The organism is Psychrobacter sp. TWR1-1-1 (assembly GCF_049895865.1).
Taxonomy (GTDB): Bacteria; Pseudomonadota; Gammaproteobacteria; order Pseudomonadales; family Moraxellaceae; genus Psychrobacter; species Psychrobacter immobilis_A.
Genome location: NZ_JAFCTE010000003.1, coordinates 227,930 through 253,818 on the forward strand (window position 1 = coordinate 227,930; position 25,889 = coordinate 253,818).

Genomic DNA, 25,889 nt, shown 5'->3' on the forward strand with positions numbered 1-25,889 from the left:
ACAGGGTAAAACCGATAGTTAAAAACCATGGTCAAACACTACGGTCAAAAAAAGCAGCACACGTGAAGTGGCTGCTGATTGTAAAGAAGTGCTTGCGAGTTCATTTCAAGATGAAAAACTTAGAACTTAGCGACTTCTTCAGGTGTTAAAAAGCGACTGTCGCCTTTCTCTAACCCTTCCAAAGTAATATGACCGACACTAGCGCGATGCAGCTCAACCACTCTATTACCAAAGTAACCCATCATCCGTTTTACCTGATGATATTTACCTTGCTCAAGGGTCAAACGTGCATGGGTCTCGTCAATGAATTCTAGAACCGCAGGTTTTGTTTCTTCGTGGTCGCCTTCTAAAAGGATGCCTTCAGCGACTTCTTTGACGGCATTGGCTTGCGCCGCTTCATCCATCGCATCTGCTAAAGTCAGCTCATAAATTTTGGCATGTTCATGCTTAGGGCTGGTGACACGGTGCAACCATTTACCATCATCACTCATCAATAATGCGCCGGTCGTATCAACATCGAGACGCCCTGCAATGCGCAAGCTACCAAGCTCTGGCACTGCAATCAGTTCAGTGACAATTGGATGCTCTTTTACTTTCAGCGTACATTCAAAGCCTTCAGGCTTATGTAATAGAATATAACGACTGCCCGCAGCGACCGATAATGGCTCGCCTGCCCAAATCACATCATCATTGACGACATCGACATGGACACCGGGGTCTTTAATGACTTGATCATTTACCGTCACTTCACCAGCGTGCAGAATTTTTTTAGATTCTTTACGCGATAGCTCAGTGGCTTTACTCAAAAATTTATCTAGACGCATATATTGCCTACCATTCGTTTGATGATACCTACTTTACCGTAGCAGCTAACGATACCAGCACTCACACTGAGCTTGTTCGCTATCTTCATGGGTCAGAAGTGGTACTATAATAAAAAATTAAATGAACACTGCACCCAATATGGACGACAGTGAAAGTTAGACAAGTTTACCATATCCAACCTAGACCTGATGAAATATGAGCTATCAAACGCTAAAACGCGCTGTCACTGCGCGCTTAGAAATTAAAAAATCCGAGTTTATTGCTTATGCTTATCCTGTAACCTCGCGTGAGCAGGCGATGTTTCACGTGGAACAACTACGTGAGCAATATGCCGATGCGCGCCACCACTGCTGGGCGTATATCATTGGCGATCCCGATAACACCACCAGTGCTGGTTTTGATGATGATGGCGAGCCAAATGGTACGGCAGGTCGCCCGATATTAAACGTACTTCAACACAAATCTATCGGCAATGTCATTATTATCGTCGTACGTTATTTTGGTGGTATTAAACTGGGCGCAGGCGGTCTAACCCGTGCTTATGCAGGCGCAGCGCAAGCAGTCGTCGATGAGATGGATTTAAGCCCTTATGTGCCAATGGTACAAGTGCAAATATTGGCAGAGTTTGCGACCGAAGCTCAATGCCGCTATGTGGTCGACAGTTTAAATGGCAGTATCGATGATGTTGCTTATAGTAAACAAGTGACATTGACTGTTACGATTGCTGAAGCAGATATCGACCATTTAAAAGAACGTCTGGCGATGGATGGACGGGTATTAAATGCGTCGGGAAAATTGAATGAGTAACCATGCGTTCACTGAGCATTCACTAAATCTTATTGGTTTTGATAACTGCCATGGGTATGATAAGGCACTGATTGTTAAAGATGATTTTAACGCCCATTAAATAAGATACCTTTATGCCAACATCAAATTCGCCAACTTCAAAACCGAGCCAACCCTTCTCTCCAGCGCCTTTTAAACCGCCCTTTTGGCTGACCAATTCGCACCTGCAAAGTATCCTTCCTAAGTTTTTTGCCCCTAAAGCGCCCACTTATCGCCGTGTGGTCGAAAAAGACTCGTTGGATGAAAGTGATATTGCTTATGACTTTTATGATGCGCATTCTATCGAAACCGTAGAAAATGGCGGACGTGAGCAAACGCCATTAATCGTGCTATTCCACGGTATGGAAGGCAGCAGCGACAGCCATTATGCACGTGCTTTGGCGCATCAGATGCACGCTCAGGGCTGGCACTTTGTGGTGGCGCACTTCCGCAGTTGTGGCGGCATTCCTGCTAATGGTCGGGTTTTTTATAATGCGGGTGATACCGATGAGGTGCATCACGCGCTGCAAAACCTAAGTCAACAGTACGCCAATATTTATGCAGTTGGGGTGTCACTGGGTGGTAACGCGTTGGCAAAGTACATGGGCGAATATGGTGATAAAGCAATCTGCCAAGGCGCGGCTGTTATCTCCGCTCCCGTCGATATGTCATCGGCGGCGCTTAGTATGCACAGCTTTTTGAGCCATCGAATTTACACCCCTTATTTGCTCAACCCAATTATCAAAAAAGCCTTAGCCAATGACATCAGCAAAGAGGAGATCGACTCGATCAAAGCGGTCAATCGCATCAGTGACTTTGACGATATCTTTACCGCGCCGCGTCATGGCTACCGCTCTAATAACCACTACTATCAAGCCTCATCAGCCCTGCCTTATTTAATAAAAGTAACGAAACCATTGTTACTTATTAGTGCCAAAGACGACCCCTTCCTTGGTTTTACCGCCATGCCAAACGATGTGTCTGACAGTGTCACTATTTTAGACACTGAGCATGGCGGGCATGTGGGTTTTATTCGTTATCGCTCCGACAAAGACAAGTCACCTCATCTTTATAAAAAATCAAGATTTGATATCAACTGGATACCTGAAACTGTCAGCGCTTATTTTAATCATATCGGTGTAGCATCTAATAAGCCCTAAAATAAGAATACTCACCTTACCTTTTACTCTTTTGAGATTGCACTATGTATCCATTTATCCGTTATGCCAGCACCATCGCCCACGCCGCGCTACAAGTCAAAAAAGGCAATACCTTAACGTTTAAAGATACGAGTGAGATTAGCTTTCGCTGTCGTCTGACAGATATCGACAACTTCTTAGAGATGAATAATGGTCGCGTACTTACCCTTTTTGATATGGGTCGTACTGACTTCGCGGTGCGTAGCGGGCTTGGTCGTCAACTGCTCAAGCAGCGTTGGGGTTTGGTCGTCGCTGGCAGCACTATCCAATATCGCAAACGCATTCGCGCTTTTGATAAGGTCACTATGAAAACGCATATCGTCGGCTTCGATGAGCGCTGGATATATATCGAGCAGTCGATGTGGGTAAAGGGCAAACCTTGCTCCTCTGCTCTACTGCGTACGGGCGTGACTGAAAAAGGTAAGGTGATAGAAACAGCACGTGTACTAGCCTCATTGGGGCAAGCAGATTGGCAGTTGCCACCGAGTGGCTATGTGGCAGAATGGATCGTCAGTGATGCTGATCGTCCGTGGCCACCGCAAAGTTAGCATTTATTTTTTAACTTTATTCATAAGTCACAAACACCTATTCACAATCAGTTAACCTTATAACTACTATTTCCTAACAATACATTATATAAATATATATATTAAATGTTAGTATAGTAGTGAGCATCATACTCAGCTCAACTAAATACTATCTAATTAAAACAGTCTTATAAGGAGAATAATATGGCTAACACGACGGATTATGTCGGTACGTTATTTGATAATAGTGGATCAAATCCAAGCAAAATCACCTTAGCATTTACGATGGCAGGTGTCGCACTTAAAAAAGGTCATTCTGCCTCAGTGATATTAATGGTGGACGCGGTACATTTGGCATTACCGAATGCATTAGATAAGGTCAATATTGGCGCACCATTTGAACCTGCGGGCGAATTGCTAGAAGCCTTTATCGAAAAAGGCGGTCAAGTACTGGTTTGCGGTGCGTGTATGAAGCACAATGGCGTGGAAGAATCCGCAATTGATAAGCGCTTTGAAGTGATCAGTGGTGATGATGTGGTTGAGCTACTGATGAATGCGAAAGGGTCTTTGCAGTTGAATTAAATATCTATTTTAATTAGCTTTATATATAAGGTCATAATTTAGTCTTAGAACCAGATTATGACCTTTGCCTCATCTAAGCGTACTTAACACGAAACTCTTCGACCTTTTGCAATATCTCATCTACTATACCTTGTAGTTCTGGGCCCATTCGTAAATACTCTTGATGACGTTCGTCTTGGAATAATGAGACTGTAGCGTAGTAAACAGGTTTGAATTGTTCCTGTAGATGTGGAAAATTTTTCATAAGTCCGTAAGCAACTTCCAATTGGTTTTTTTTAAGAAGCAAAATGAGAAGTTTTTCTAAGAAAATTGAATCTAGAGGATTATACTCTATATTTAAGTTTGTTCTTTTTAAAATATTGATGTTTTTATCAAATCCTTTAAAATCATCAAACCATAGCTTCATATAAGTTGCAAATATAAACAGCCCTACACTTTCTTTATTTAACTCTTCTATTTTTACTTTCTCAGTAATAAATCCACCTAACTCGTTAAAACTTCGATAGTTTGAGTTCATAATTTTTAGGAGTAAAGCAACGTAGCTTGTGCCAGTTTCCATGGATTTATTCCATACCTTATCCATAATTATTTCTTTTAGCTCTTTATTATCACTGTGCCTAAAAATCATTTCTAAACACTTCAAGTAATCAGCTATACCAACATTCAACTCTAACAAACTTTCTAATGATATTTTTGTAGTGGTATAATCATCTTCATCTAATTTATTTAATAACTCTATTAAATTTTTAGAAAAAATTTCTTTATATTTATTTTCTATTAAGTTGTTATAGTAGGGTTTTAATACTATATTCACACTTTCTTTAAAGCTTTCATCTATGAATTTACTAGCCAATAGAGCATTGACGTATATTTCTTTAGGCTTCGCTAACGTATACCCTTCTTCCTCATCTATATCCATATAAGGTACTGCCAAATCAATTAACTTCAAATTAAGCTCATCTCTACTATACCAACTCTCTAAAAACCTCGTAAGCCATAAAACACGGCGCTTATCTGACTGATTACCATAGCGCATCAAATACCAAATATTAAAAAAGCGTTCTTTAATAATATAAAGATGATTCTTGGTACTCGTCTCAATTTTATCCACTATCCATTGCTGTTGTAGCTTCACTAATTGCGCAGATACGGTTTTGCTTGGGAGACGTGTTTGCTCCGCGATCTCTTTGGTACTCACCGCATCCCAGTTCATCGCTATGGTATGGACAATCGCTTTTTGCTGACGTGACAAGTCATCCATTCGATGTTTATATAAAGGTGTGGTCTTATCAATGGTTTCTTCTAAATAGGCGTAACTACTCTCTTTTGCCCCTTCCATGATAATTTGAAATAGCAAAACAATAGTACGTGGCACACCATCCGTTAAGCGTCTGACCGCTTCTATACGTTCAGGGTGCTCAGTAATGATTTCTTCAATCGTTTTCACTGCTTCTTCACCAGTTTGTTTTGCCAGAGAGCGTAGCAGCTCGTGCATTTCTGCTTCATTGATTGGTTTCAAATTAACCAATTTAAAAAACTGATAAAAGGGTGCTGCACCATCAAAATGCGCTTCAAGCAATTGACTAGAACCACCAATGAGACGAATTTGTGGATGTAAACTCAGCACTTCACGAAGCTGTGCATGTTCAATATCGTCAAAGTCTTTGAATAACTCTCCTAAGTTATCAACGAAGACGATTATTTTTTGCTTATTTTTATCTAAATGGCTTTGTATCAAGTCCCAAGCAATTTCGGCACTATCATCTAAACTTGAAACTTGCTCAAATAGTTCCGTGTATATATCAGCACTTTGCTCTGCAAGCTTTTCAGCAATACGTAACCAAAAAGTGAATAGTGACAAGATGCCATACTCTTCTTCATTGAGTAGAATAGGAATTAACCAGTTATTTAACTCTTCATCTTCACCCACTTCATTTGCTAGGCGTGATAAAAGTGTTGTCTTGCCAGCACCGCGCACACCTTGAATTAGATAATGTGTCTCGGGCTTCGCCATTGACCCTTTTTGAATATCTTTCCAAATTCGCTGATACTCTTTTTTACGTATGCTAAAACCTGCTTTTAACAGCTGGGCATCTATATTTTGCGTGTTATAAAGCAAAACTGAATGGCTTTTTATATTATTATTTTCCATAACGAATCCACCAGCGTTTGAGTAAAGGTGATGTGAATTGGTAAGTATTGTCTTCTGAGTGGTAGAGGTAGCCTTCATGTTTAAGGCAGGTTAAGACATAACTGGCATTGATATGATCTTTATAGTCCTCATGTTGGCTCAAGTTAAAAATTTCGCTATAAGGCAATGCTCCACTATGTCCAGAAACGAGGGTCAATGTTGACTCGGCAAATATCCTTTCTTGCTTTTCTAATCGATTTAAGCGTTCACGCCAATGAGAAAACTTCGTTTTGGTTTCTTGTTCAAACAGCTGGTCAATACAACTTACAACATCTTGTTCTTCTAACAACTTGTCATCTTCATAGTTATCAAGTATTTCTTCACATACCAATGCGAGATAGTACGGCATATTCCACCCTACTTGCTCAATGATAAGACTTTTCAAGTTATCACTTAAGACTCGGTCAGATGATTTATTAAAATAGAAGTCTATGAAATTTTTAGCTTCTAAAGCTGATAATGGATTGATCGTTGTATGGACAAAGACATTAATCAAATTGCTTAGATTGAGCTTTTTGGCAACGGTATCTAGCCCAATAGACCCTGTGAAAATAAAACGTACTTTTTTATTAAAATCGATATCTTGGCATATCTCTCTAATACCTGATAAAAACTTGATAGCAGCCATTTCACCATGCTGTTTGTGTATATTGATAAGCACATCAGGAAACTCATCAATAGCAATTATCAAAGTTATCTCTGTATCGCTCAAACTATCCATTAAAATTTGTCGAATGATGTCTGTATTGATGACACAAGATTCATCAGTATTCTTCTTGTCGGCTGCCACCTTTACACCAAAGGCTTCTACCGAAAAATCAATATCAAGTTTACTGAACCAGCCTTTCACCTTTGTAGAGACACTAGCAGTATTGGTAACGAACTCTGACTGCGTAATAGATTTCAATAGCTTTCTATAAAATTCTTGCTCATCTGTACAGTCTTGGACGTAGCTATAAATGAGAGCGTAACCTTTTTTAGGATTATCCTTTAGATGGTGTATTAATGAAGACTTACCCACTCGTCTTGGAGCAAGCAGCAACAAATGATCGCCCTGAGCAAGCTTGCGCCATATTACTCTTTCATCTTTTGGACGTGGAAAGTAGTTGCTGCCATAGACTACGTTACCTACACTCATCTTCGCTCCTTATTATGACTACATTATTATAGTTATAATACTTAGCTACAGAATCATAGTCAAATATTTTAACTACGAAATTGTAGTCAAAATCCATCCCCATATTCAGCAACTAAATAAACACTATCCAACATACTCATTGCGTACCTCTGTTAAAGTAAGTGAGATAAAAACCTAACAAAATAAAAAGGAAGCCCGTCATGACCTTACTGAATACCCTTAATTTGACCTACCCTATCGTGCAAGCGCCGATGGCAGGCGCAACCACCCCTGAGCTGGCAGCGACGGTGAGTAACTTTGGTGGACTGGGTTCATTGGGATCGGGCATGACGCCGCCAGAGGTTTTGCATAGCCATATTGACACCATTAAATCGCTCACTGATCGCCCTTTTATGATCAATCTGATGGTGTTGTCTGAGCATGAGTCGAGCACCTTTGATACCGAAATCCCTGCTTGGCTAAGTCATTACTATCAAGAAAACAATATCGAGTTTGCGCTGCCTGAACGCCCTGCGCTAAGCTTTGCAGATCAGCTACAAGTGCTCTATGACAATCCCGTTCCTGTCGCCAGTTTTACCTTTGGCATTATCAGTGCCGAGCAAGTTCAGCATCTGCAAGGTCTAGGCACGCGTATCATCGGGACGGCAAATCATCCATTAGAAGCGAAAGAATGGAGCGATATTGGTGCTGATGCGGTATGTGTACAAGGAGTCGAAGCTGGTGGACATCGCGGTGGCTGGCTCGCGCAAAGTGAAAACGATCCATTGGGATTATTGACGCTGATTAGTCAAACGCGCGCGTGTACCGATATTCCGTTAATTGCAGCAGGTGGCATCATGACTGGGCAAGATATCAAAGCGGTACAAACGGCTGGCGCTGAGCTGGCGCAAATCGGAACGGCGTTTTTGACCACAGATAAATGCGGCATTAATGACATTTATAAGCAAGCACTACTTGATGCCAGTGAAGATAAGCGCAGCACTGAGACACGCTTAACGAGACTGTTTTCAGGTAAGCAGGCTCGTGGTTTATTAAATGATTATTTGCGTGATTTTGCTCGCTTTGAAAGTGCGCATGAGCTACCGCCCTATCCACAATTAAATGCGATGACCAAATTTTTGCGTGGTCATGCGACCAATAATCTTGACCCAGAGTATCAGTCTTTATGGGCAGGACAAGGCGTCGCTTTGGTCAGACAAGAGCGCACGATTGAGCTGTTAGAGCGCTTGGTCAAAACGTCATAGGCTCAAATTTTTTGATCAGTCCGCGCTACTCTAATAAAAAATCCACCGCTGCCGCTGCATGAATCAAAGTGGTATCAAATACTGGAATTGGGCTGTCTGCTTGTTTAATGAGCAGTCCAATTTCTGTACAGCCTAAGATGACGCCCTCTGCACCTTGATCTGCTAAATCTTTAATCACCTGCTGATAATACTGGCGCGAGCTGTCTTTAAATTGACCGACGCACAGCTCTTTTTTGATAATTCGATGTACCTCTGCTCGTGCATCACTCTCTGGTATCAACACTTGAAGCCCTGCATCCACCAAACGCTGCTTATAAAAATCTTGCGTCATGGTAAACTGTGTACCGAGTAACGCAATTTTAGACATATTTTGCTTCTTGATGGCGGCAATAGTGGCATCAGCGATATGAATCAAAGGTAAGTCGGTCACCTCTTGTACGGCATCAAACAGCTTGTGCATCGTATTGGAAGCAATCATTAATCCTTGTGCGTCAGCGGCTTGTAAACGTTTGGCACTATTCGCCATGAGTATACCCAACGCTTCCCATTCACCTTTCTCTTGTAATTCATTAATCAAACCAAATTCTACGCTGTGAATCAGCAAATCCGCTGAATGCAATCCTCCCAACTTATCCTTGATACCCTCATTTATCAGACGATAATAGCTTTCGCTACTCTCCCAACTCATACCACCGATGATGCCCAATGTTCGCTGCTTGTGCACGGTCATTTTATTGCCTTATTTGTGGGTTGTAATCGATTTTATCGTAGCAAAATTAATCATCTTTAGTTTGTTATTTTTCAGGAATTTTTATTTTGATGCATGAGACAACAGTCATTAAAATATAACGAATGTCACCATTGATAATAACGATTTTATCCACTTATCAACATACGATATCATGGTTGGTAATGACGACTCATGACGCTACGCAACATCGTTCATCAAACGCCACCATCACCATGTAGGACACCTCCACACTATGGCAAAATTCCCTACCATCAGAATACGCACACGGCGCAAGTACTACCGGCTTATTTTTACCTTTTTAATGGCACTGCTAATGTCCACGATTATCTCAACTGCATTGCTGCTGATCAATGTAGGATTCGTCGATGGGTTCTTTATCACGCTGTTTCACTCATGGAAATATGCCTTTATAGTCGCGTGGCCGAGCGCTTATATTTGCGCCTATCTCATCCAAGAGCATTTGCTCAGTCGTATTGAGTTTTATTGAGTAAAAAACTATAAACTTTAGTACATCTGCCTCTCACAAAAAAGCTAAGATAAGCAACATCATCTTTTTATTTAGAGGACGCTATGAGCCAACCACGGCGTACTATCGAGCATTTACTCAAGCAAGGCATACTGCCATTGACGCATGCCAATAATGCAGCGATTCATTTGCAAGTCTATCCTAGCAAACGCTCATGGCTGGTCTTTTTTGATAAGGCCATGCTGATTATTGGGGCGGTCGCGCTGGTATTATCACTGGTGTTTTTTATTGCCTATAACTGGATAAATATGGGCAAAATGGGCAAGTTCGCTTTGGTCGAAGGGGCCTTGGTTATCACGATTGCCCTTTACGTTGTGCTTTCTTTTAGACAGAAATTTCAGCTGGTTCGCCAATTATTATTGCTTATTGCTAGCGTGATTACGGGTAGCTTATTGGCGCTATTCGGGCAGATTTATCAAACGGGCGCTGATACGTGGCAGCTGTTTTTCGGTTGGGCTATATTGATTATTCCGTGGGTAATCATCGCCCGCTTCCCTGCGCTATGGCTGCTGTGGTTGGGGCTTATTAATACTGGTCTCATCTTATATTTCGGCGTTATGGACTTTGCCTTTGTTAGTTACTTCTATGAAGGTGTCTTACAAATAGGCGTGCTTGCCGCTGTTAATTTTGTGGCGCTAAATTTTTGGCTCGCGTTTATCGACCGTCAGCCACCATCAGTCACACGCAGCCGATTTAAGTCCGAGCTGGATTGGAGCGCTTATGTCGTCGGTTTACTCAGCAGCTATTTTATTACTTACCTTGCCATTCTTTGTGTCTTTGATGACACCAATATTTTAATGACGCTGATCGCTTTGCTGCTATGGATGAGCTGGTGCGGATTTATGGTTTGGCGATTTTATTGGTATCGCATCAATCTATTAATGCTGACCTATTTATGTGGCTCTGTCATTGTCGTGGTGATGTTTTGGGCAGGTAAGTTGTTTTTAGACAATTTTGATATGGGTGGTTTTCTCATCTTAGCCCTATTATTGATTGGCATGAGTTCAGCGGCGGTCGTTTGGCTGCGTCATGCGGCACGTCTAAACAGCGAAAACAACCGCCCAAGTGCTGTCGTCAAAGGAGGCAATTATGAGTAATGATATGAATAATCAACACTCGGACAATGTCCTTTTACAGCTGCAACAGCTTGGACTTATTGACGGCAATGTGATTGATGCCCGTACTGGTGAAACAAGTGCTAAGGCAACGATAGCGAATCATCACTCTCAAGACGATATTCCTTGGTTTATACAAATACTTTTTGGTCTTAGCGGTATTGTAGCGAGTCTGTTTCTAATCGCCTTTTTGTCTTTGTTATTATTCGGCATCGATGGCTTTGACAGTGTGATTGCCTTGTTAATTACAGGTCTAGTACTCAGCGCGGCGGGTTTTGTCTTATTTAGAAACAAGCAAAGCCGTGATAATACCTTTATCAGTAGCCTAGCATTGGCTATTAGCTCGGCTGGACAAGCCTACATTGGCTTTGCTTTATTTGATAATAATTTGTCACATCCTATAGATGTTTGGCTGTTTTTACTCGTGCAAGCCATTATGACGGTCATTATGCCCAACCGTATCTATCGCCTATTGGGTAGCATAATGACGCTAGGTTTGATGATTTATTTGCTTAACTATTATCATCTACCTGAGGTTAGCTTGGGGCTATTAACACTGATTACGACTGGCAGCAATTTATCACGTTATTCTCTATTGCAGCGTATGCCCCGTAAATGGCGAGCGGATGTTTTTGATATTATTAAAGCCATTGGTTACGCCAGTGCGCTGATGCTGTTGTGCGTTTCTGTGTACTTTATCGCCGCTGAACATAGTCATAGCCTTGCTACTTATTATGGCGACACTTTTCGCTACAATTACTATTTGGCGCAAGGGTTGCTTACACTTGCCAGCCTTTATGCCGCTTATCTGATTCTAAAACGTTACGACGTTAAATTACTATCGGCAGCGGGACTCTTCATTGGTGGTGCGATTGTATTGCTTGGGATAATATCCATTTACGTCTCAGGACTGCTCGCGACCAGCCTTATCATCGTCATTGCGATCGCCAATAGCCAACGGGTGCTGTTAGGCTTGGGCGTCACCGCCTTGGTCAGCTATATATTTTGGTATTACTACCAGCTCGATACTTCATTGCTAATCAAATCTCTCTCAATGCTAATCGTCGGACTGACCATGCTAATGGGGCGTTGGCTATTGATTAAACGCTATTTCGCTAACTCCCTTATCAACGATACTGATTTGACAATGAGCGCCAACGATCGTCAGGAGCGCCACTCATGAAAAATAAAATTTTGACTAAGCGCTTGATTAATGACACGTCACCATCCACGCATTGGCTAAAAAAACGAGCCGTTACCATCACTGTTGCCTTACTTGGATTGGCACTAATATTGGTCGTAATGACCATGAGTATCATCAAATACGAAACCCATATCACCACTGGCAAAACGGTGTTATTAGCGCTCGCACCCGTTGATCCACGTGGTTTTATGCAAGGTGATTATATGGCGTTAAGCTATGCGCTAGAGCGCGATATTTTTGATGCCATGCGACCAAAGCACCCTCATTCAACACAAGACGAATTAGATTCAGAACTAGATGTAGAATTAGACGAGCTTGATACAGATTTTCGTATTTATGAGCCAAGCGACGGTTATGTCATTGTGAAAATCGATGGTAATAATGTGGGGCATTTTGTTCGCTTAGCTGATAGTAATAGTCGTGAAGGTTTAACTAAAAGTGAGCTGCCCATTTATTACCGCATCCGTAACGGGAGTGTGCAATTGGCGACCAATGCGTTCTTCTTTCAAGAAGGTCATGCTGAGGCGTTTGAAGCGGCTGAATATGGTCTGTTTCGCGTCAATGACAAAGGCGAGCCATTACTCACAGAGATGGCAGACAGTGATTTTACAGTCATCGTCGGCGACATAAGCCAAGAGGATAAAGCCTCTCATTAGACGTTTATTGTGTTACTTCTTATTCATTATTAAGCACAATACGTGCAACGCATAACATTCCTTAACTAAAGTAACATTGAGGGTACGGAGACAAACTTGTTACCGTTGCTCACGACCTAAAAATAAATAAAGGAAATAATTATGCGTAGCGCAACTTATAGTACCTTCGGCAAACCATCTGACGTTCTCAGTTTAGGTGACACGCCTATTCCTGAACCAAAAGCCAATGAAGTCCGAGTCAAAATGGTACTCGCCTCTATCCACAACCATGATTTATTAACCATTCGCGGTCAATATGGCTTTAAACCTGAGCTGCCAGCGATTGGTGGTAGCGAAGCGGTCGGCATTATCGATGCCGTAGGTCAGGATATCAAAGACTTAAAAGTTGGTCAGCGCGTGGCAGCGGCGAGCGTACAAGCGACATGGGCAGAGTATTTTGTCGCCTCAAAAGACATGGTATTTGTCATGTCTGATAGCTTAGAGGACGAAATGGCGGCGCAGCTCATTGCGATGCCACTCAGCGCGCTGATGCTGATTGAGTTTTTAGCATTAAAAAGCGGTCAGTGGGTGATCCATAATGCTGCCAATGGCGCGGTCGGCAAATCGCTCGCCATGCTAGCCGCCGCGCGTGGTATTAACACCATTAATGTCGTGAGAAGTGGCGATGCTATCAAGGAATTAGAAGCACTGGGTATCAAGCATAATATCAACACCTCAGATGACGACTGGAAAGACCAAGTAAAAGCCATCCTTGGTGATGAGAAAATCAGTGCCGCAGTTGATTCTATCGGTGGTGAATCGAGTAATGATCTGCTGGCGTTACTGGGTCACGGTGGCACATTGGCATCGTTTGGCATCATGTCAGGCAAACCAATGGTGCTAGATCCAATCCATATTATTTTTAAACAAGCAACGATTAAAGGCTTTTGGGGCAGTAAAATCAGTCAAGAAATGAGCGTTGAAAACAAACAGCGTTTGATTGATGAGCTAATCGAACGTGCTAACAACGGCAATTTAAAACTGCCCGTTGAAGCGACGTTTGATTTAGCAGATATCGTCAAGGCCGTCGATGGGAAATTGCAGGCAAGTAAGAATGGTAAGGTGTTGTTAAAAGCATAAATGACTGTCTTACATACATCGATGTAGTTGCAAATGATGTACGTGTAAATAAAGACACACACTAAAAAACATCACTAGGAATAATATGATGTCTAATAATAAAACCTTTAAAGCCTTAGTCGTCGAAGAAAATACCGACGGCACCTTTAGCAAAAGTATTCAAGAACGCAATATCAGTGACTTGCCAGAAAATGACTTGCTGATAGAAGTACATTATTCCTCGTTAAACTTCAAAGATGCCATGTCGGCATCAGGCAATAAAAGAATCACCAGACAATATCCGCATACCCCCGGTGTCGATGCAGCAGGCGTCGTCGTCAGCGACAAATCAGGCACGTTTACCGCAGGGCAAGAAGTATTGGTATTTGGCTATGATTTGGGCATGGATACGGATGGCGGTCTGGGTCAGATGATCTCTATCCCTGCCGATTGGGCATTGCCCTGCCCAGAAACGCTGACGTTAAAAGAAGCAATGACTTACGGTACAGGTGGCTTAACCGCAGCACTCAGTGTGCAAAAGCTAGAAAAAATGGGCGCAAAACCAAGCGATGGTCTAGTTGCTGTCACTGGTGCAACTGGTGGCGTGGGTACAATTAGTATCGCTATCTTAAAACAGCTCGGCTACGAGGTGATTGCCTTCTCAGGTAAGCCAGAGCAAAGCGAGCATTTAAAAGCATTGGGCGCGAGCGAAGTGCGTCATCGCGATACCATCAATGAAATCGGTAACAAGCCTATCGGTCGTGAGCTGTGGGCAAATGCTATTGATACCATTGGCGGTGACTACTTACCAAACCTGCTAAAGCAAACCAAATCTGGCGGTGCAGTGACCAGTTGTGGTTTAGCCAGCGGCGCTGAGTTTTCGATGTCGGTGATACCTTTTATCACCCGTGCGGTGTCATTATTGGGCATCGACTCGGTGTATATTCCACTGGCGGATAAAGAAGCCATTTGGCAGCGTGTCGCGACCGATATGAAACTACCTAATCTAGGGAGCTATGGTGAAGAGATTACGCTTGAGCAAACGCCAGAATACTTGGATCGCTTTATGTCGAGTAAGGTAGTTGGGCGTTATGTGGTGAATGTGCGGGGTTAGGTTTTTAGCTTAGCAGTCAAACATTATAAAAAAGGCAGCATCTCTTTTGAGGTACTGCTTTTTATTTATAGCTTTCTCTTATTCATCTTTTACTTAATTAAGGAACATCATGAGCCATACTGAGAACCCTAATATAAAGCAATTTTTTCCACTAGTTACCGACTCTCTCTCCAAAGGTATGGCTGCTTTTTCAAATGGTAATAATAGCTATAGCGCTTCAGCTATCGAGATATATGCTCAAAATATTTTTTCAAGAGTTTATGAAATTGATAACGCTCTGAAAAATATGTCGATCACAATGGATTATTTGCGCAAAAAAAAATATGAAGATTCAGGATATAATTTTTCTGAGCATCATGCTCATCATATTGAAAACTTCTTATTTAGATTAACTAGTGTAGTGGATCGCTCGTATAAATTAGCTGGTTCAACTATTAGGATGGAAGAGGATCAGATAGAAAGAATGGGTAGTAACCAAAAAATTAATAAAAAATTACTAGAGAGCTATCCACCTTCAGCTGCCGTCTTAAAAGACATGCAAGATACAATAAAGGAGCTAAGAATACCTAGAAATAAAGTAGCTCATCAGGCTGGTTTTTCTAATCAGAATTTATGTGTTTTACAAACCATAGAGAATGCTAAAACGGAGTCTATTTCAATAAAGGAGATCACTGATCGAATGTCATATGACAACATTAAAGAAATGGTAAGTGATGAGTCTATTGACCAATATGAAAACGTATTACTAGCAATAGATAAGTTGGTAACAGATTTAATCAATAGTCTATCCCCTGTATATACTAGTCTAATACAGAGCAAGTCCCCTGTCGAAAGTTAGCTGTGAAATAAAAAAACACCGAACCAAGTTGAGTGCTTTTTTATCATTTAAAACTAAGTATTATCTAGAATCTTGCTCCCACTCCATCGTAACCGCCAGTAGCTGCCTAGTTACTAACATTATTGATAACTCTAATAACGTTACTTATGATTTTTAATATTTTCTTAATTGTATATTGAAATTTACTGATGAAGACCACATTTCATAGGTGAGGAATAACCTCGCTAAATTAAAGGATTAAATCATGAGCTTGAAGCCAGGACCGAAACCAATTGCTAAGTCGACTGGGAAGCCAGATCAACGTCGACGTGACAATAAAAACACTCCAGGAAATACTCCATCTGTAAAGCCGAGTAAATCCTCCAAGTGAGGATGAAATAATTTTACTTTTAATGGCAGGCCAGAACTAATTGTACTGGCTTTTCTTCAATACAATAGTACCGAAATTGCCTTTTCTTATTAGCCAATTTGGTCGAGTAAGTCTTAATCTCAGAAATTTACGTTAAACATCCTAATTCAGTGAGTTAGATATAAGAGAGTTAGGTAGTATTCCCAACTTACCAATCTATATGAACTATCAGTGAAAAGATGACAGACATAAAAAAGCCCACGATAACGTGAACTTTTCTAATGATGACAAGCAGTGTCTTATTGGATAATTATTCCCACTCAATTGTCGTAGGTGGCTTACTCGACACATCATAAGTCACACGTGATATCTTAGCAATTGTATTCGCAGGTAGATAAAGATGGAGCAAATGACTTTCAAACGCAGCCATTTTTACGTTATCAACAGCTAGCCACACGCCCAGTCAAACTCATTATTCAGCAAATCAATTTGCCCATTACCACCGCCCATATTGGCATCGCCAAGCGTTTCTTCAAACTCAATATAAAAAGGGCTAAATTCTGGTATCGCTTGAATGGGATTGGCCGTACCACCAAAATGACTTTTTGCATGAAACCTATCAAGCTTTAACATCTCACCTTTTTCAGAGAACATCGGAATATAGGCATTTCCATCATCTTCATCTGGCCACTCATCAAGCATTTTTCCGACATTAGGATCATCTATTCGGACAACGTGCTTAATAAACTGAGCGGGTTCATCTTTGGCAAAGCAAGTGCTACTCCACTCTTCAATCTCATAATTTGGATATATACTATCTTCTTTATTAGGCAGTGCTGTCGCTTCACCTTCAAACTCCTCCTTGGTTAGCCAAATCAATGTCCAGCCACCACCAATAATATCTTCAAGATAGATTTCTTGAGGGTGACGATGATTAGCATAGCGACTCAGTGACGCCCAAAAATTCTCAGCGTCTGTATCATTTACCTCAGTGAGATTAGCAATCATATCTTCAACACCTTCTACCCTATCTTCAACATGATCATCCGCTTGAAAAAGCGATATTGCCACGAGATCTTTCCCTTTTATGCGATACGCTTCAGGCACTAATATCGTCCATAAGTGCGCCATCGGTAGACCGTTAATCCTGCTTCGCGGCCATTGAGCCGTGGTGATGCCGACTGGGCGACCAAAAGCCCAACCTTGCCCATGATCCTTATCCGTTAGTTCCAAATCATATGCTTGTTTTAATGGTTCCATCACTTTTGTCTCGCCTCCTTAGATTAACCTTATTTATTAGACGTACTACACCAACCAATACCACTCAGGCGCAAACAAATAGGACATACCCATAGATAGCAATACTGATAATATGCTACCCACGATGGCGCCAACCCATGACGTACCACCCTTTGCCACTAACTCCTGTTCGACCGTCGCTGGGTCAGCTGTATTACTCATGACTTTTTTTATATTTTTGACGCTGTGACTAAAGTAAAAATAATTACCTAAAAGTCCTGTCAGTACTGCCCATGCGACAAAAAAGCTGGTTTGACCTATAGAGCTATACGCCTCCATACCGAGCAGATGCATTAAGACTAAATCAACTGCATTAATGCCAAGTACAATAAAAAAAGCGACTAGATACATTTTACGATAGCACAACCAAGACGTTCCCAGGAGAAGTCCAGCCAAATTAAAACTGTGTATACTAGAGCCATCATTATTAACCTCTAAGCGTGGCTCGCTGTCCTTAAACCATTTGTCACGATAAAAACTGTCATACTTTTCACCGACGAAAGTCGCTAATAAAGCATCAGCACTTTCAGAGCTAGAAGCCAACTGATTTTTCGGGATTTGCGCATCTTTAGAAATATTAACCGCCGTTAATGGTGGCGGTGTTTGTGTTTGTGCTTGAACTTGAACGTCAGAGAGCTGATGCCCACATTTTGAACAAAATCCTGCCTCGCTTGAATTTTCTTGATTACAGTTATTACAAAACATCTTATCCCTTAATTTTACTAAATACTGAACGGTTGATAGGCTTATCTCGACTTTAATAAATAATAGCCAATTAAAGTTGACTACATTATAGATAATAAAGACAAATGTTCAATGAAAAATTAGAGGATTCTTAGTTGCCTGTTTTTTTTAACCAAAAAAAAGCACCCAACCAAGTTGAGTGCTTTTTTATCGCTATATTGAACTAATCTAATTATCGATTAGTCGTATATCAACTCATAAAACATGAGTTGAAAAGCTATTTAGATAAGTTTACGTAGTCTAAAATGGTAACAAGGCAACCGAGCGCAGATAGTACGTGTTTGTACATCTAGCTAGGTTAACACCGTTACCGTTTAGAATACTTAAACAGTTTATTCCCACTCAATCGTCGCTGGTGGCTTGCTCGACACATCGTAAGTCACGCGCGATACTTCAGCGATTTCATTCATAATGCGGTTCGATACCGTCTCGATCAAATCATAAGGCAGATGCGCAAAGCGCGCAGTCATAAAGTCTACGGTTTCAACAGCACGTAGCGCGATTACCCACGCATAGCGGCGACCATCACCGACCACGCCGACTGATTTGATTGGTTGGAATACCGCAAATGCTTGCGCAGTCTTCTCATACCAGCCTGAACGCTCAAGCTCTTCCATAAAGATAGCATCAGCAGAACGCAAGATATCAGCGAATTCTTTGGTCACTTCACCAAGGATACGCACGCCCAAACCCGGTCCTGGGAACGGATGACGGTTAATCATTTTCGCAGGTAGACCCAAGGTAATACCTAATTTACGCACTTCATCTTTGAACAAATCACGTAACGGCTCAACCAACTCAAATGCCAAATCATCGGGCAAACCACCTACATTATGGTGACTCTTAATGACGTGCGCTTTACCTTGATGCGACTTAGCGGATTCAATCACGTCTGGATAAATCGTACCTTGCGCCAAGAATTCGATGACTTTACCATCGCTTTGCTCACTGACTTCACGAGCACTATTAGCGAATACATCGATAAAGGTTTTACCGATGATTTTGCGCTTGGCTTCAGGATCAGACTCGCCAGCCAATGCCGTCAAGAATAACTCTTCAGCATCAACACGAATCACTTTTACGCCCATGTTTTCAGCGAAGATTTGCATCACTTGGTCGCCTTCGTACAGACGCAAAAGACCAGTATCGACAAACACACACGTTAATTGATCGCCAATGGCTTTATGCAATAATGCTGCGACGACTGAACTGTCCACACCACCTGAAAGACCGAGCAATACTTGCTTATCACCGATTTGCTTTTTCAGCTGTTCGATACGCATATCGATGATGTTGTCAGGCGTCCAGCTACCCGCGCAGCCACAGATTTCATGGACGAAACGTCCTAGCAATGCAGAACCTTGCGCGGTATGTGTGACTTCAGGATGGAACTGCAAACCATAATAATGGCGCGAATCATCAGCCATAATCGCAATCGGACAGCTTGGCGTACTAGCGACGATATCGAAACCTTGTGGCGCGTCGACCACTTTATCGCCATGACTCATCCACACATTTAGCTTCGCTGCTGCGTCTTCGATACCATCAGTCAGCGTTGATTTGCCATCGATATTGATGGTTGCTGCGCCAAATTCATGGATATCACTGGCATGAACTTTACCACCGAAGCGCTCTGCCATCGCTTGCATACCATAGCAGATACCCAATACGGGTACGCCTAGATCAAATACGGCATCATTGATGCGTGGGCTGTCATCAGCGTGCACGCTCTCAGGACCGCCAGATAAGATAACGCCTTTTGCGCCAAAATCGATAATGCGCTGAGTGTCGATATCATAAGGGAACATCTCACAAAACACCCCAGAATCACGGACACGGCGGGCGATAAGCTGGCTGTACTGTGAGCCAAAATCGAGAATTAAGATGCGATCTTCTTTAATAGTAGGAACGTTGGCAGCAGTTGTCATAACGTAGTGTCCATCAATAAATAAATTGGTGCGCTATTTTAACAAGTTTGAGCAGTCTATTGGTTATAAAAATACGCTAATCTGCTAACTGGTATATAAATCTATAGCTCATCAGTATAAACCTCTACTTTATTTCATCAATGAATGCATTTCTTCTATATTTTTCCACATCTAGGTAGCGATGATAAGGCACTGTAGAGTAATCAACAGAATAAAAACGCGATTAATTGACCTAATGCTTTTATAGGCAACGCCTAAATTCTGGTTCAAGCATTATTACAAATAAGTGTTATTACAAAGCAGCCATTATACTTTTTTACCTAGCATTCTACAGAGAAGCTTGTATCAGTATCGCCTATGATTACCGCATATTATTCGGCAACACATGGACTTCATCTAAAATCTTCGCAAGCTTAGTCTCACCGCATTGGTATTTTTATATGTTAGATTTTATTGGTGTTATTTGGCACTACTTAGCGCATAGACTGATGGTTTTGGTGGAGAATAAAGAATTAGCAAGTCGGAACAGCACACCAATCGTTGTTGACTAATGTACAGAAAACAGTTACTTATTATAGTCACAGATAATCATAATAAATTGACAGGTATGTCCCTATGAGCAAAATCAAAGCCCTTATCCGAAAACGCCCTAAATCTGACCCGTCTAAAGCTATTTCAGTCAATTCTGATAACCAAAATACCAATATAGATGCTGCCTCAAAGGGTCATACGGTAAATACCCCAATCGAGCAAACGCGCTGGAATGGCTGGGGCAATATCAATATTAATAAAAAAGTCTCAGCGCACGGGGCGAAACTGATCAAATCGCACATTGGTAAAACCAGAAAACTATCATCAGTGAGCTTACAGCAAGTACTTAAAACCGTCCCCAAATCCCGATTACCTATTGCTATGACTGAGCTTGATACCGTATCTATCGATAACGAAGTAAGACTTAGACATGCTCGTGGCCAAAGCTTTCCAGACTGGATAGCGATGCACGGTGGCGACTTTGAAGTCTTTCCTGATGGGGTCGCTTTTCCTGCATCGACCGCTGATGTCGAAACCTTATTAAAGCTAGCGGGCGAGCATGATCTTATCGTCATTCCTTTCGGTGGCGGCACTTCAGTAGCGGGTCATATTAACCCGCAAAAAGGCTCACGCCCTGTATTGACCATCGCCATGAGCAAGATGGATCAGCTGATTGACTTAGACAATGATAGCCAAATTGCTACTTTTGGCGCAGGTACACAAGGGCCAGCAGTCGAAGCACAACTGGACGCACACGGCCACCGCTTGGGACATTATCCTCAGTCTTGGGAGCTATCGACACTGGGCGGCTGGATTGCAGCGCGCTCTAGTGGTCAGCAGTCGTTAGGCTACGGGCGCATCGAGCAGATGTTTGCCGGTGGTACGTTGGTGACGCCGCAAGGGGTACTCAATATTGCTGATATTCCAGCGTCAGCGGCAGGGCCTGACCTGCGCGAGATGATGATGGGCACTGAAGGTCGCGCTGGTATTTTTACCGAAGTTAAAATGCGTGTGCAACAACAACCTGAAGAGGAGCTGTTTAAAGTCGCATTTATGCCTAACTGGGAAGCGGGTAAAGAAGTGCTTAGACAAGCCGTGCAAAAAAATATTCGCTTATCTATGCTGCGCCTGAGTAATGCGGTTGAGACCGACGCGCACTTGCATCTGGGTACAACCCCTAGTCAATTTCTAGCCATCAGCACTTATCTAAAAGCGCGCGGTCTCAGCTCAAAAAAAGTCATGCTCACTTATGGCGTCTCAGGGGATAAAGCACAGAATAAATTGGCACTGACGCAGTTTAATAAGCTATTAAAGCAGCACGGTAGTGTCACGGGTAAAATAACCGATATCATGGGTAGTGTGTGGGCGCACGGGCGTTTTAAATTTCCATATCTACGTGGCACTTTATGGGAAAAAGGCATCATGGTCGATACCTTTGAGACCGCAACCAACTGGAATCATATCGACGAGCAGATGCAGCAGATGCAAGAAGCGGTGAAAAACGCTCTGGCAGAGGAAGGCGAAAACGTCATGGCCTTTACTCATATCTCGCATGTCTATAAACAAGGTGCCAGTCTTTATACCACCTACTTCTTTAGAGCAGCACAAGACCACGCTAGTACCTTAAGCCGCTGGCAAAAAATCAAACATGCCGCCAGTTCAAGTTTAGCCAATGGCACAGCGACGATATCGCATCAGCATGGTGTTGGTCGCGATCATGCCCCGTACCTTGCTGCCGAAAAAGGTAAGCTCGGTATTCAAGTAACCCATGATATGCTGAAAAGCCTAGACCCTGAACAGCGTATGAACCCAGGCGTTTTAATCGAAGATTAAAAGGTAGCTACAGTCTGACCAGATGACTTAGCAATACTGAGTCACTGATTAATTTGAGTGTAAATTACGACGGATGATTTATGAACCAAGCCAATCAGCATGATCAATACCAACAACGCCAGCAAGCATTAGCGCCTTTATCTCGTCGCTCGTCTCAAGTAGTACCATGGGATATACTCATCATCGGTGGCGGTATTACTGGTGCTGGGATTGCTCGCGAGGCAGCAAGGCGCGGCTTAGCGGTGTTACTCATGGAGCAAAAAGACTTTGCGTGGGGCACGTCCAGCCGCTCTAGCAAAATGGTACATGGCGGGCTGCGCTACATTGCCTCAGGTGACTATAAAACCACTTTGCTGAGCGTCCGTGAGCGCGAGCGCATGCTAAGCGAAGCAAGTGGTCTCGTCAACGAGATGCATTACGTCATGCCGCATTATAAAGGCAAGTTTCCACCGCCATGGATATTCAATACCTTGCTACGTGTCTACGATGGGCTCGCGGGCAAGCGCTACTCTAAATACTTTAAAAAAGACGCTTTTTTACAGCTTAATCCGCACATCAAGCAAGATAAGTTTTTGGGCGCCAGTCAATTTAGTGATGCAGTGACCGATGACTCACGCCTTGTGATGCGCGTACTTAATGAGGCAATTAATGACGGTGCGCAGGCGATTAACTACCTTAAAGCCGAATCATTGATTACTAATGAGCAAGGCTTGGTGGTTGGTGCTACCATAAAAGATACCGCATCCGAAGACAACGGTCATACCTACGATATTCATGCCAAAGTGGTGGTCAGCGCGACGGGTGCTTGGGCGGATACTCTAAGGATGCAGGCAAGCAAACAAACAGAACAAAGATTTCATAAACAAATTCGTCCGTCACGTGGCAGTCATTTGGTGGTCAGTCAAGAGCGCCTACCGCTCAATCAAGCCTATACCTTTTTGCATCCTGTCGACAAAAGAGCCGTCTTTGTTTTCCCTTGGGAAAACCGCACAGTCCTTGGTACCACCGATTTGGACCATCCACCCTTGGATGATAATGAAGTCGGTATCACTAATGAAGAGGTGGATTATCTATTGGCAGCGACCAATAATCTCTTTGATGATGCTAATCTCAACCGAGAAGATGTGATCAGTACCTGGGCAGGCGTGCGTCCACTAATTTCTGACGGCGGTGATGGTAAGCGCGTCAGCCCGAGTAAAGAAAGACGCGACCATAGCGTCTGGTTGGATAATAATTTAGTGACCGTCAGTGGTGGCAAGCTAACCACCTTTCGCCTAATCGCCCTTGATGTACTGAAAGTTTGTCAAAAGGTGCTCGAACTTGATGAGTCGGCTACTCAAAATAATGTCTCATATAGCAGCCAAGTCTTTAGCAATCAACCGCCAACCAATCCCAAATTTTCAACCCTAACACCACTATTGCAACAACGCTTGCAAGGGTTTTACGGTCTACAGCTTGATGCATTATTAGAGTTAGCACATGATGATGATTTGGCTTATGTGACCGATAGCAATACTATCTGGGCGGAGATTCGCTTTGCTGCTCGCTGTGAGCAGGTCATTCACTTGGACGATTTGTTACTGCGACGCACGCGCCTAGGATTGATACTGCCACATGGCGCAATGACGCCGTTGATTAGCGATAGGCTCAAACAAATATGTCAGCAAGAGCTGGGCTGGGATGAGCAAAAATGGCAGCGAGAAGTTGACCGTTATACACAATTATGGCAACGCTACTATCATCTGCCTGCGGCTTAAAGCTTATTTTTATTATTGCTTATCACTACATAGTTAAGGATGACTATGACCAACCACTTTGATGCCCCTATTTATTTCTTAGCTATCGACAACGGCACCCAAAGCGTCAGAGCGCTTATCTTCGATCAATTCGGTAGCGAGATTGCCAAAGCCCGCGTCATTATCGAGCCATATTTTTCAACGCAGCCTAATTTTGCTGAGCAGCATGCCGACTACTATTGGCAAAAATTAAGCGAAGCCTGTCAGCAGTTATGGCAAAGCTGCGATATTACGCCCGAGCAAATTGCCGGTGTCAGCCTCGCCACCCAGCGCTATACCATGATATGTTTGGACAAGGATAAACAACCGTTACGCCCAGCTATCGTCTGGATGGATTTGCGTCGCGGCGAAACCAATGACATAGGCTTTCTCGGTCCACTCACTAAAGCCATAGGTATGGGTGAGTTAGTGAATGAGGCGCAGCAAAAAGCCCGCTGTAATTGGCTTGCACAAAATGAGCCTGAGATTTGGAAAAAGACTGCACACTATGTCAATCTCTCCGCATACCTCACCTACCAACTCACCGGCGAACTCGCCGATTCGACAGGTCATTCGGTTGGCTATTTGCCTTATGACTATAAAGCGCAAACGTGGCTAAAACCGAAAGATTTAAAATGGCGCTTATTTAGTTGTACACCAGAGCAAATGCCCAAAATCGTCCCTCCGGGTCAATCGCTAGGTTACATCAGCGCCAAGGCGGCTAAAGCCACGGGGATTTTAGAGGGCACGCCGATGATTGCTGCCGCTAGTGACAAAGCCTGCGAAGCACTAGGCGCAGCGGGTCTCGCAGCAGACACCGCCTGTTTAAGCTTTGGCACTACTGCGACTATTAATACCACCTCAACAAATTATGTCGAAATCCTCAAGCACATGCCCGCCTATACCGCTGCCGCGCCCAATTACTACAATCACGAGTATATGATTTATCGTGGTTTTTGGATGGTCAGTTGGTTTAAAGAGCAGTTTGCCCACTATGAAGAGCAACTGGCGAAAACTCAGGGTATCGATACCGAAAAGCTCCTCGATCAAGCGGTCAAAGACATTCCAGCAGGCTGTATGGGATTAATGATGCAGCCATACTGGTCGCCCGGTGTTCGTCATCCGGGTCTTGAGGGTAAAGGCGCGCTCATTGGCTTTGGTGATGTACACACGCGAGCGCATGTTTATCGAGCTATATTAGAAGGACTCGCTTACGAGCTAAAACTAGGCTTCGATACTATTGAAAAACGCACAGGCAAAACTATCAAACACTTGCGTGTTTCTGGTGGCGGCTCTCAAAGTGACTCAGCCATGCAGCTGACGGCTGATATCTTCGGTATGCCCGCTTATCGACCGCATACTTATGAAGCTTCAGGCTTAGGCGCTGCCATTAACTGTGCAGTGGGGCTTGGCGTCTATCCTGACAATTTAACCGCAACTAAGGAGATGGTGCATTTAGGCGATGAGTTCTTACCCATTGAAGCCAATGTTCAGCTCTACAAACGCCTTTATAATGAGGTCTATCTCAAAATGTATGAGCGCTTAAAGCCTTTATATCAAAGCATTCAAGATATTACGGGGTATCCTGCTAAATGAT

Annotated in this window: 23 protein-coding genes; 15 read left to right on the forward strand and 8 right to left on the reverse strand. The window is 42.8% G+C overall.

Annotation, left to right across the window (positions count from 1 at the left end):
- Nucleotides 1-119: 119 nt before the first annotated feature.
- A complete protein-coding gene (locus ACP69U_RS04755) occupies nt 120-824 on the reverse strand; it encodes a pseudouridine synthase (RefSeq protein WP_045442943.1) in 705 nt (234 codons plus the stop codon).
- Nucleotides 825-1,020: 196 nt separating this feature from the next.
- Here ACP69U_RS04755 and ACP69U_RS04760 point away from each other — a divergent pair, with 196 nt between their 5' ends.
- The 4 genes from ACP69U_RS04760 to ACP69U_RS04775 all read left to right on the forward strand — a co-directional run bounded on the left by ACP69U_RS04760 (nt 1,021) and on the right by ACP69U_RS04775 (nt 3,958).
- Nucleotides 1,021-1,632 carry a YigZ family protein gene (locus ACP69U_RS04760; protein WP_426137958.1) on the forward strand — a complete coding sequence of 204 codons (612 nt, stop codon included), beginning with the start codon at nt 1,021-1,023 and terminating at the stop codon, nt 1,630-1,632.
- A 113-nt stretch (nt 1,633-1,745) separates the two neighbouring features.
- Entirely contained in the window at nt 1,746-2,810 is a 1,065-nt protein-coding gene (locus ACP69U_RS04765) for a YheT family hydrolase (protein WP_426137959.1), read from the forward strand.
- A gap of 44 nt (nt 2,811-2,854) precedes the next feature.
- Nucleotides 2,855-3,397 carry an acyl-CoA thioesterase gene (locus ACP69U_RS04770; protein WP_060490140.1) on the forward strand — a complete coding sequence of 181 codons (543 nt, stop codon included), beginning with the start codon at nt 2,855-2,857 and terminating at the stop codon, nt 3,395-3,397.
- A gap of 183 nt (nt 3,398-3,580) precedes the next feature.
- Nucleotides 3,581-3,958: a DsrE family protein gene (locus ACP69U_RS04775; RefSeq protein WP_426137960.1), complete on the forward strand. Its 378-nt coding sequence runs from the start codon at nt 3,581-3,583 to the stop codon at nt 3,956-3,958.
- A gap of 73 nt (nt 3,959-4,031) precedes the next feature.
- Here the strand turns inward: ACP69U_RS04775 and ACP69U_RS04780 are convergent, their stop codons facing one another.
- A complete protein-coding gene (locus tag ACP69U_RS04780) occupies nt 4,032-6,110 on the reverse strand; it encodes a hypothetical protein (RefSeq protein WP_426137961.1) in 2,079 nt (692 codons plus the stop codon).
- A complete protein-coding gene (locus ACP69U_RS04785) occupies nt 6,100-7,287 on the reverse strand; it encodes a hypothetical protein (protein WP_426137962.1) in 1,188 nt (395 codons plus the stop codon). Before ACP69U_RS04785 ends, ACP69U_RS04780 begins: the two co-directional genes overlap by 11 nt.
- A gap of 200 nt (nt 7,288-7,487) precedes the next feature.
- Here ACP69U_RS04785 and ACP69U_RS04790 point away from each other — a divergent pair, with 200 nt between their 5' ends.
- Nucleotides 7,488-8,531: an NAD(P)H-dependent flavin oxidoreductase gene (locus tag ACP69U_RS04790; protein WP_426137963.1), complete on the forward strand. Its 1,044-nt coding sequence runs from the start codon at nt 7,488-7,490 to the stop codon at nt 8,529-8,531.
- A 25-nt stretch (nt 8,532-8,556) separates the two neighbouring features.
- Here the strand turns inward: ACP69U_RS04790 and ACP69U_RS04795 are convergent, their stop codons facing one another.
- Nucleotides 8,557-9,261 carry an aspartate/glutamate racemase family protein gene (locus ACP69U_RS04795; protein WP_426137964.1) on the reverse strand — a complete coding sequence of 235 codons (705 nt, stop codon included), beginning with the start codon at nt 9,259-9,261 and terminating at the stop codon, nt 8,557-8,559.
- A gap of 253 nt (nt 9,262-9,514) precedes the next feature.
- On the opposite strand from ACP69U_RS04795, the gene ACP69U_RS04800 reads away from it, so the two are divergent.
- The 7 genes from ACP69U_RS04800 (at nt 9,515) to ACP69U_RS04830 (ending at nt 15,833) form a co-directional block, all read left to right on the forward strand.
- Nucleotides 9,515-9,769 carry a DUF2798 domain-containing protein gene (locus ACP69U_RS04800; protein ID WP_045442930.1) on the forward strand — a complete coding sequence of 85 codons (255 nt, stop codon included), beginning with the start codon at nt 9,515-9,517 and terminating at the stop codon, nt 9,767-9,769.
- A gap of 83 nt (nt 9,770-9,852) precedes the next feature.
- The gene (locus ACP69U_RS04805) at nt 9,853-10,905 is read left to right on the forward strand and encodes a DUF2157 domain-containing protein (protein ID WP_426137965.1); all 1,053 of its coding nucleotides are present in this window, start codon (nt 9,853-9,855) and stop codon (nt 10,903-10,905) included.
- Nucleotides 10,898-12,106, forward strand: coding sequence for a DUF4401 domain-containing protein (locus ACP69U_RS04810; protein WP_426137966.1), 1,209 nt, complete (start codon nt 10,898-10,900; stop codon nt 12,104-12,106). The genes ACP69U_RS04805 and ACP69U_RS04810 overlap by 8 nt, the downstream gene beginning before the upstream one ends.
- Nucleotides 12,103-12,783 (forward strand): GDYXXLXY domain-containing protein, encoded by a 681-nt coding sequence (locus tag ACP69U_RS04815; protein WP_426137967.1) that lies wholly within the window; start codon nt 12,103-12,105, stop codon nt 12,781-12,783. The genes ACP69U_RS04810 and ACP69U_RS04815 overlap by 4 nt, the downstream gene beginning before the upstream one ends.
- Before the next feature lie 141 nt (nt 12,784-12,924).
- A complete protein-coding gene (locus tag ACP69U_RS04820) occupies nt 12,925-13,902 on the forward strand; it encodes a zinc-binding dehydrogenase (protein WP_426137968.1) in 978 nt (325 codons plus the stop codon).
- An 88-nt stretch (nt 13,903-13,990) separates the two neighbouring features.
- Nucleotides 13,991-14,995 carry a YhdH/YhfP family quinone oxidoreductase gene (locus ACP69U_RS04825; protein ID WP_426137969.1) on the forward strand — a complete coding sequence of 335 codons (1,005 nt, stop codon included), beginning with the start codon at nt 13,991-13,993 and terminating at the stop codon, nt 14,993-14,995.
- Between the two features lie 109 nt (nt 14,996-15,104).
- Entirely contained in the window at nt 15,105-15,833 is a 729-nt protein-coding gene (locus tag ACP69U_RS04830; protein ID WP_426137970.1) for a hypothetical protein, read from the forward strand.
- Between the two features lie 659 nt (nt 15,834-16,492).
- Here the strand turns inward: ACP69U_RS04830 and ACP69U_RS04835 are convergent.
- The 4 genes from ACP69U_RS04835 to guaA all read right to left on the reverse strand — a co-directional run bounded on the left by ACP69U_RS04835 (nt 16,493) and on the right by guaA (nt 20,153).
- Complete coding sequence (locus ACP69U_RS04835) at nt 16,493-16,612, reverse strand: hypothetical protein (protein ID WP_426137971.1); 120 nt, start codon at nt 16,610-16,612, stop codon at nt 16,493-16,495.
- 17 nt (nt 16,613-16,629) lie between these two features.
- The gene (locus ACP69U_RS04840; RefSeq protein WP_426137972.1) at nt 16,630-17,442 is read right to left on the reverse strand and encodes a hypothetical protein; all 813 of its coding nucleotides are present in this window, start codon (nt 17,440-17,442) and stop codon (nt 16,630-16,632) included.
- Nucleotides 17,443-17,487: 45 nt separating this feature from the next.
- Nucleotides 17,488-18,186, reverse strand: a complete 699-nt coding sequence (locus ACP69U_RS04845; RefSeq protein WP_404644415.1) for a zinc ribbon domain-containing protein — start codon at nt 18,184-18,186, stop codon at nt 17,488-17,490.
- Nucleotides 18,187-18,557: 371 nt separating this feature from the next.
- A complete protein-coding gene (guaA, locus tag ACP69U_RS04850) occupies nt 18,558-20,153 on the reverse strand; it encodes a glutamine-hydrolyzing GMP synthase (protein ID WP_426137973.1) in 1,596 nt (531 codons plus the stop codon).
- 615 nt (nt 20,154-20,768) lie between these two features.
- Between guaA and ACP69U_RS04855 the strand changes: the two genes are divergently transcribed.
- From ACP69U_RS04855 to ACP69U_RS04865, 3 genes are all read left to right on the forward strand, one after another.
- Complete coding sequence (locus tag ACP69U_RS04855) at nt 20,769-22,517, forward strand: FAD-binding oxidoreductase (RefSeq protein ID WP_426137974.1); 1,749 nt, start codon at nt 20,769-20,771, stop codon at nt 22,515-22,517.
- 80 nt (nt 22,518-22,597) lie between these two features.
- Entirely contained in the window at nt 22,598-24,274 is a 1,677-nt protein-coding gene (locus tag ACP69U_RS04860; protein ID WP_426137975.1) for a glycerol-3-phosphate dehydrogenase/oxidase, read from the forward strand.
- A gap of 45 nt (nt 24,275-24,319) precedes the next feature.
- Entirely contained in the window at nt 24,320-25,888 is a 1,569-nt protein-coding gene (locus ACP69U_RS04865) for an FGGY-family carbohydrate kinase (RefSeq protein WP_426137976.1), read from the forward strand.
- Nucleotide 25,889 lies beyond the last annotated feature (1 nt).

What these genes read in the sequence shown, in the direction of transcription:
- ACP69U_RS04755 (WP_045442943.1), bottom strand. Translation starts at nt 824, where the DNA reads ATGCGTCTAGATAAATTTTTGAGTAAAGCCACTGAGCTATCGCGTAAA.
- ACP69U_RS04760 (WP_426137958.1), top strand. Translation starts at nt 1,021, where the DNA reads ATGAGCTATCAAACGCTAAAACGCGCTGTCACTGCGCGCTTAGAAATT.
- ACP69U_RS04765 (WP_426137959.1), top strand. Translation starts at nt 1,746, where the DNA reads ATGCCAACATCAAATTCGCCAACTTCAAAACCGAGCCAACCCTTCTCT.
- ACP69U_RS04770 (WP_060490140.1), top strand. Translation starts at nt 2,855, where the DNA reads ATGTATCCATTTATCCGTTATGCCAGCACCATCGCCCACGCCGCGCTA.
- ACP69U_RS04775 (WP_426137960.1), top strand. Translation starts at nt 3,581, where the DNA reads ATGGCTAACACGACGGATTATGTCGGTACGTTATTTGATAATAGTGGA.
- ACP69U_RS04780 (WP_426137961.1), bottom strand. Translation starts at nt 6,110, where the DNA reads ATGGAAAATAATAATATAAAAAGCCATTCAGTTTTGCTTTATAACACG.
- ACP69U_RS04785 (WP_426137962.1), bottom strand. Translation starts at nt 7,287, where the DNA reads ATGAGTGTAGGTAACGTAGTCTATGGCAGCAACTACTTTCCACGTCCA.
- ACP69U_RS04790 (WP_426137963.1), top strand. Translation starts at nt 7,488, where the DNA reads ATGACCTTACTGAATACCCTTAATTTGACCTACCCTATCGTGCAAGCG.
- ACP69U_RS04795 (WP_426137964.1), bottom strand. Translation starts at nt 9,261, where the DNA reads ATGACCGTGCACAAGCAGCGAACATTGGGCATCATCGGTGGTATGAGT.
- ACP69U_RS04800 (WP_045442930.1), top strand. Translation starts at nt 9,515, where the DNA reads ATGGCAAAATTCCCTACCATCAGAATACGCACACGGCGCAAGTACTAC.
- ACP69U_RS04805 (WP_426137965.1), top strand. Translation starts at nt 9,853, where the DNA reads ATGAGCCAACCACGGCGTACTATCGAGCATTTACTCAAGCAAGGCATA.
- ACP69U_RS04810 (WP_426137966.1), top strand. Translation starts at nt 10,898, where the DNA reads ATGAGTAATGATATGAATAATCAACACTCGGACAATGTCCTTTTACAG.
- ACP69U_RS04815 (WP_426137967.1), top strand. Translation starts at nt 12,103, where the DNA reads ATGAAAAATAAAATTTTGACTAAGCGCTTGATTAATGACACGTCACCA.
- ACP69U_RS04820 (WP_426137968.1), top strand. Translation starts at nt 12,925, where the DNA reads ATGCGTAGCGCAACTTATAGTACCTTCGGCAAACCATCTGACGTTCTC.
- ACP69U_RS04825 (WP_426137969.1), top strand. Translation starts at nt 13,991, where the DNA reads ATGTCTAATAATAAAACCTTTAAAGCCTTAGTCGTCGAAGAAAATACC.
- ACP69U_RS04830 (WP_426137970.1), top strand. Translation starts at nt 15,105, where the DNA reads ATGAGCCATACTGAGAACCCTAATATAAAGCAATTTTTTCCACTAGTT.
- ACP69U_RS04835 (WP_426137971.1), bottom strand. Translation starts at nt 16,612, where the DNA reads ATGGCTGCGTTTGAAAGTCATTTGCTCCATCTTTATCTACCTGCGAAT.
- ACP69U_RS04840 (WP_426137972.1), bottom strand. Translation starts at nt 17,442, where the DNA reads ATGGAACCATTAAAACAAGCATATGATTTGGAACTAACGGATAAGGAT.
- ACP69U_RS04845 (WP_404644415.1), bottom strand. Translation starts at nt 18,186, where the DNA reads ATGTTTTGTAATAACTGTAATCAAGAAAATTCAAGCGAGGCAGGATTT.
- guaA (WP_426137973.1), bottom strand. Translation starts at nt 20,153, where the DNA reads ATGACAACTGCTGCCAACGTTCCTACTATTAAAGAAGATCGCATCTTA.
- ACP69U_RS04855 (WP_426137974.1), top strand. Translation starts at nt 20,769, where the DNA reads ATGAGCAAAATCAAAGCCCTTATCCGAAAACGCCCTAAATCTGACCCG.
- ACP69U_RS04860 (WP_426137975.1), top strand. Translation starts at nt 22,598, where the DNA reads ATGAACCAAGCCAATCAGCATGATCAATACCAACAACGCCAGCAAGCA.
- ACP69U_RS04865 (WP_426137976.1), top strand. Translation starts at nt 24,320, where the DNA reads ATGACCAACCACTTTGATGCCCCTATTTATTTCTTAGCTATCGACAAC.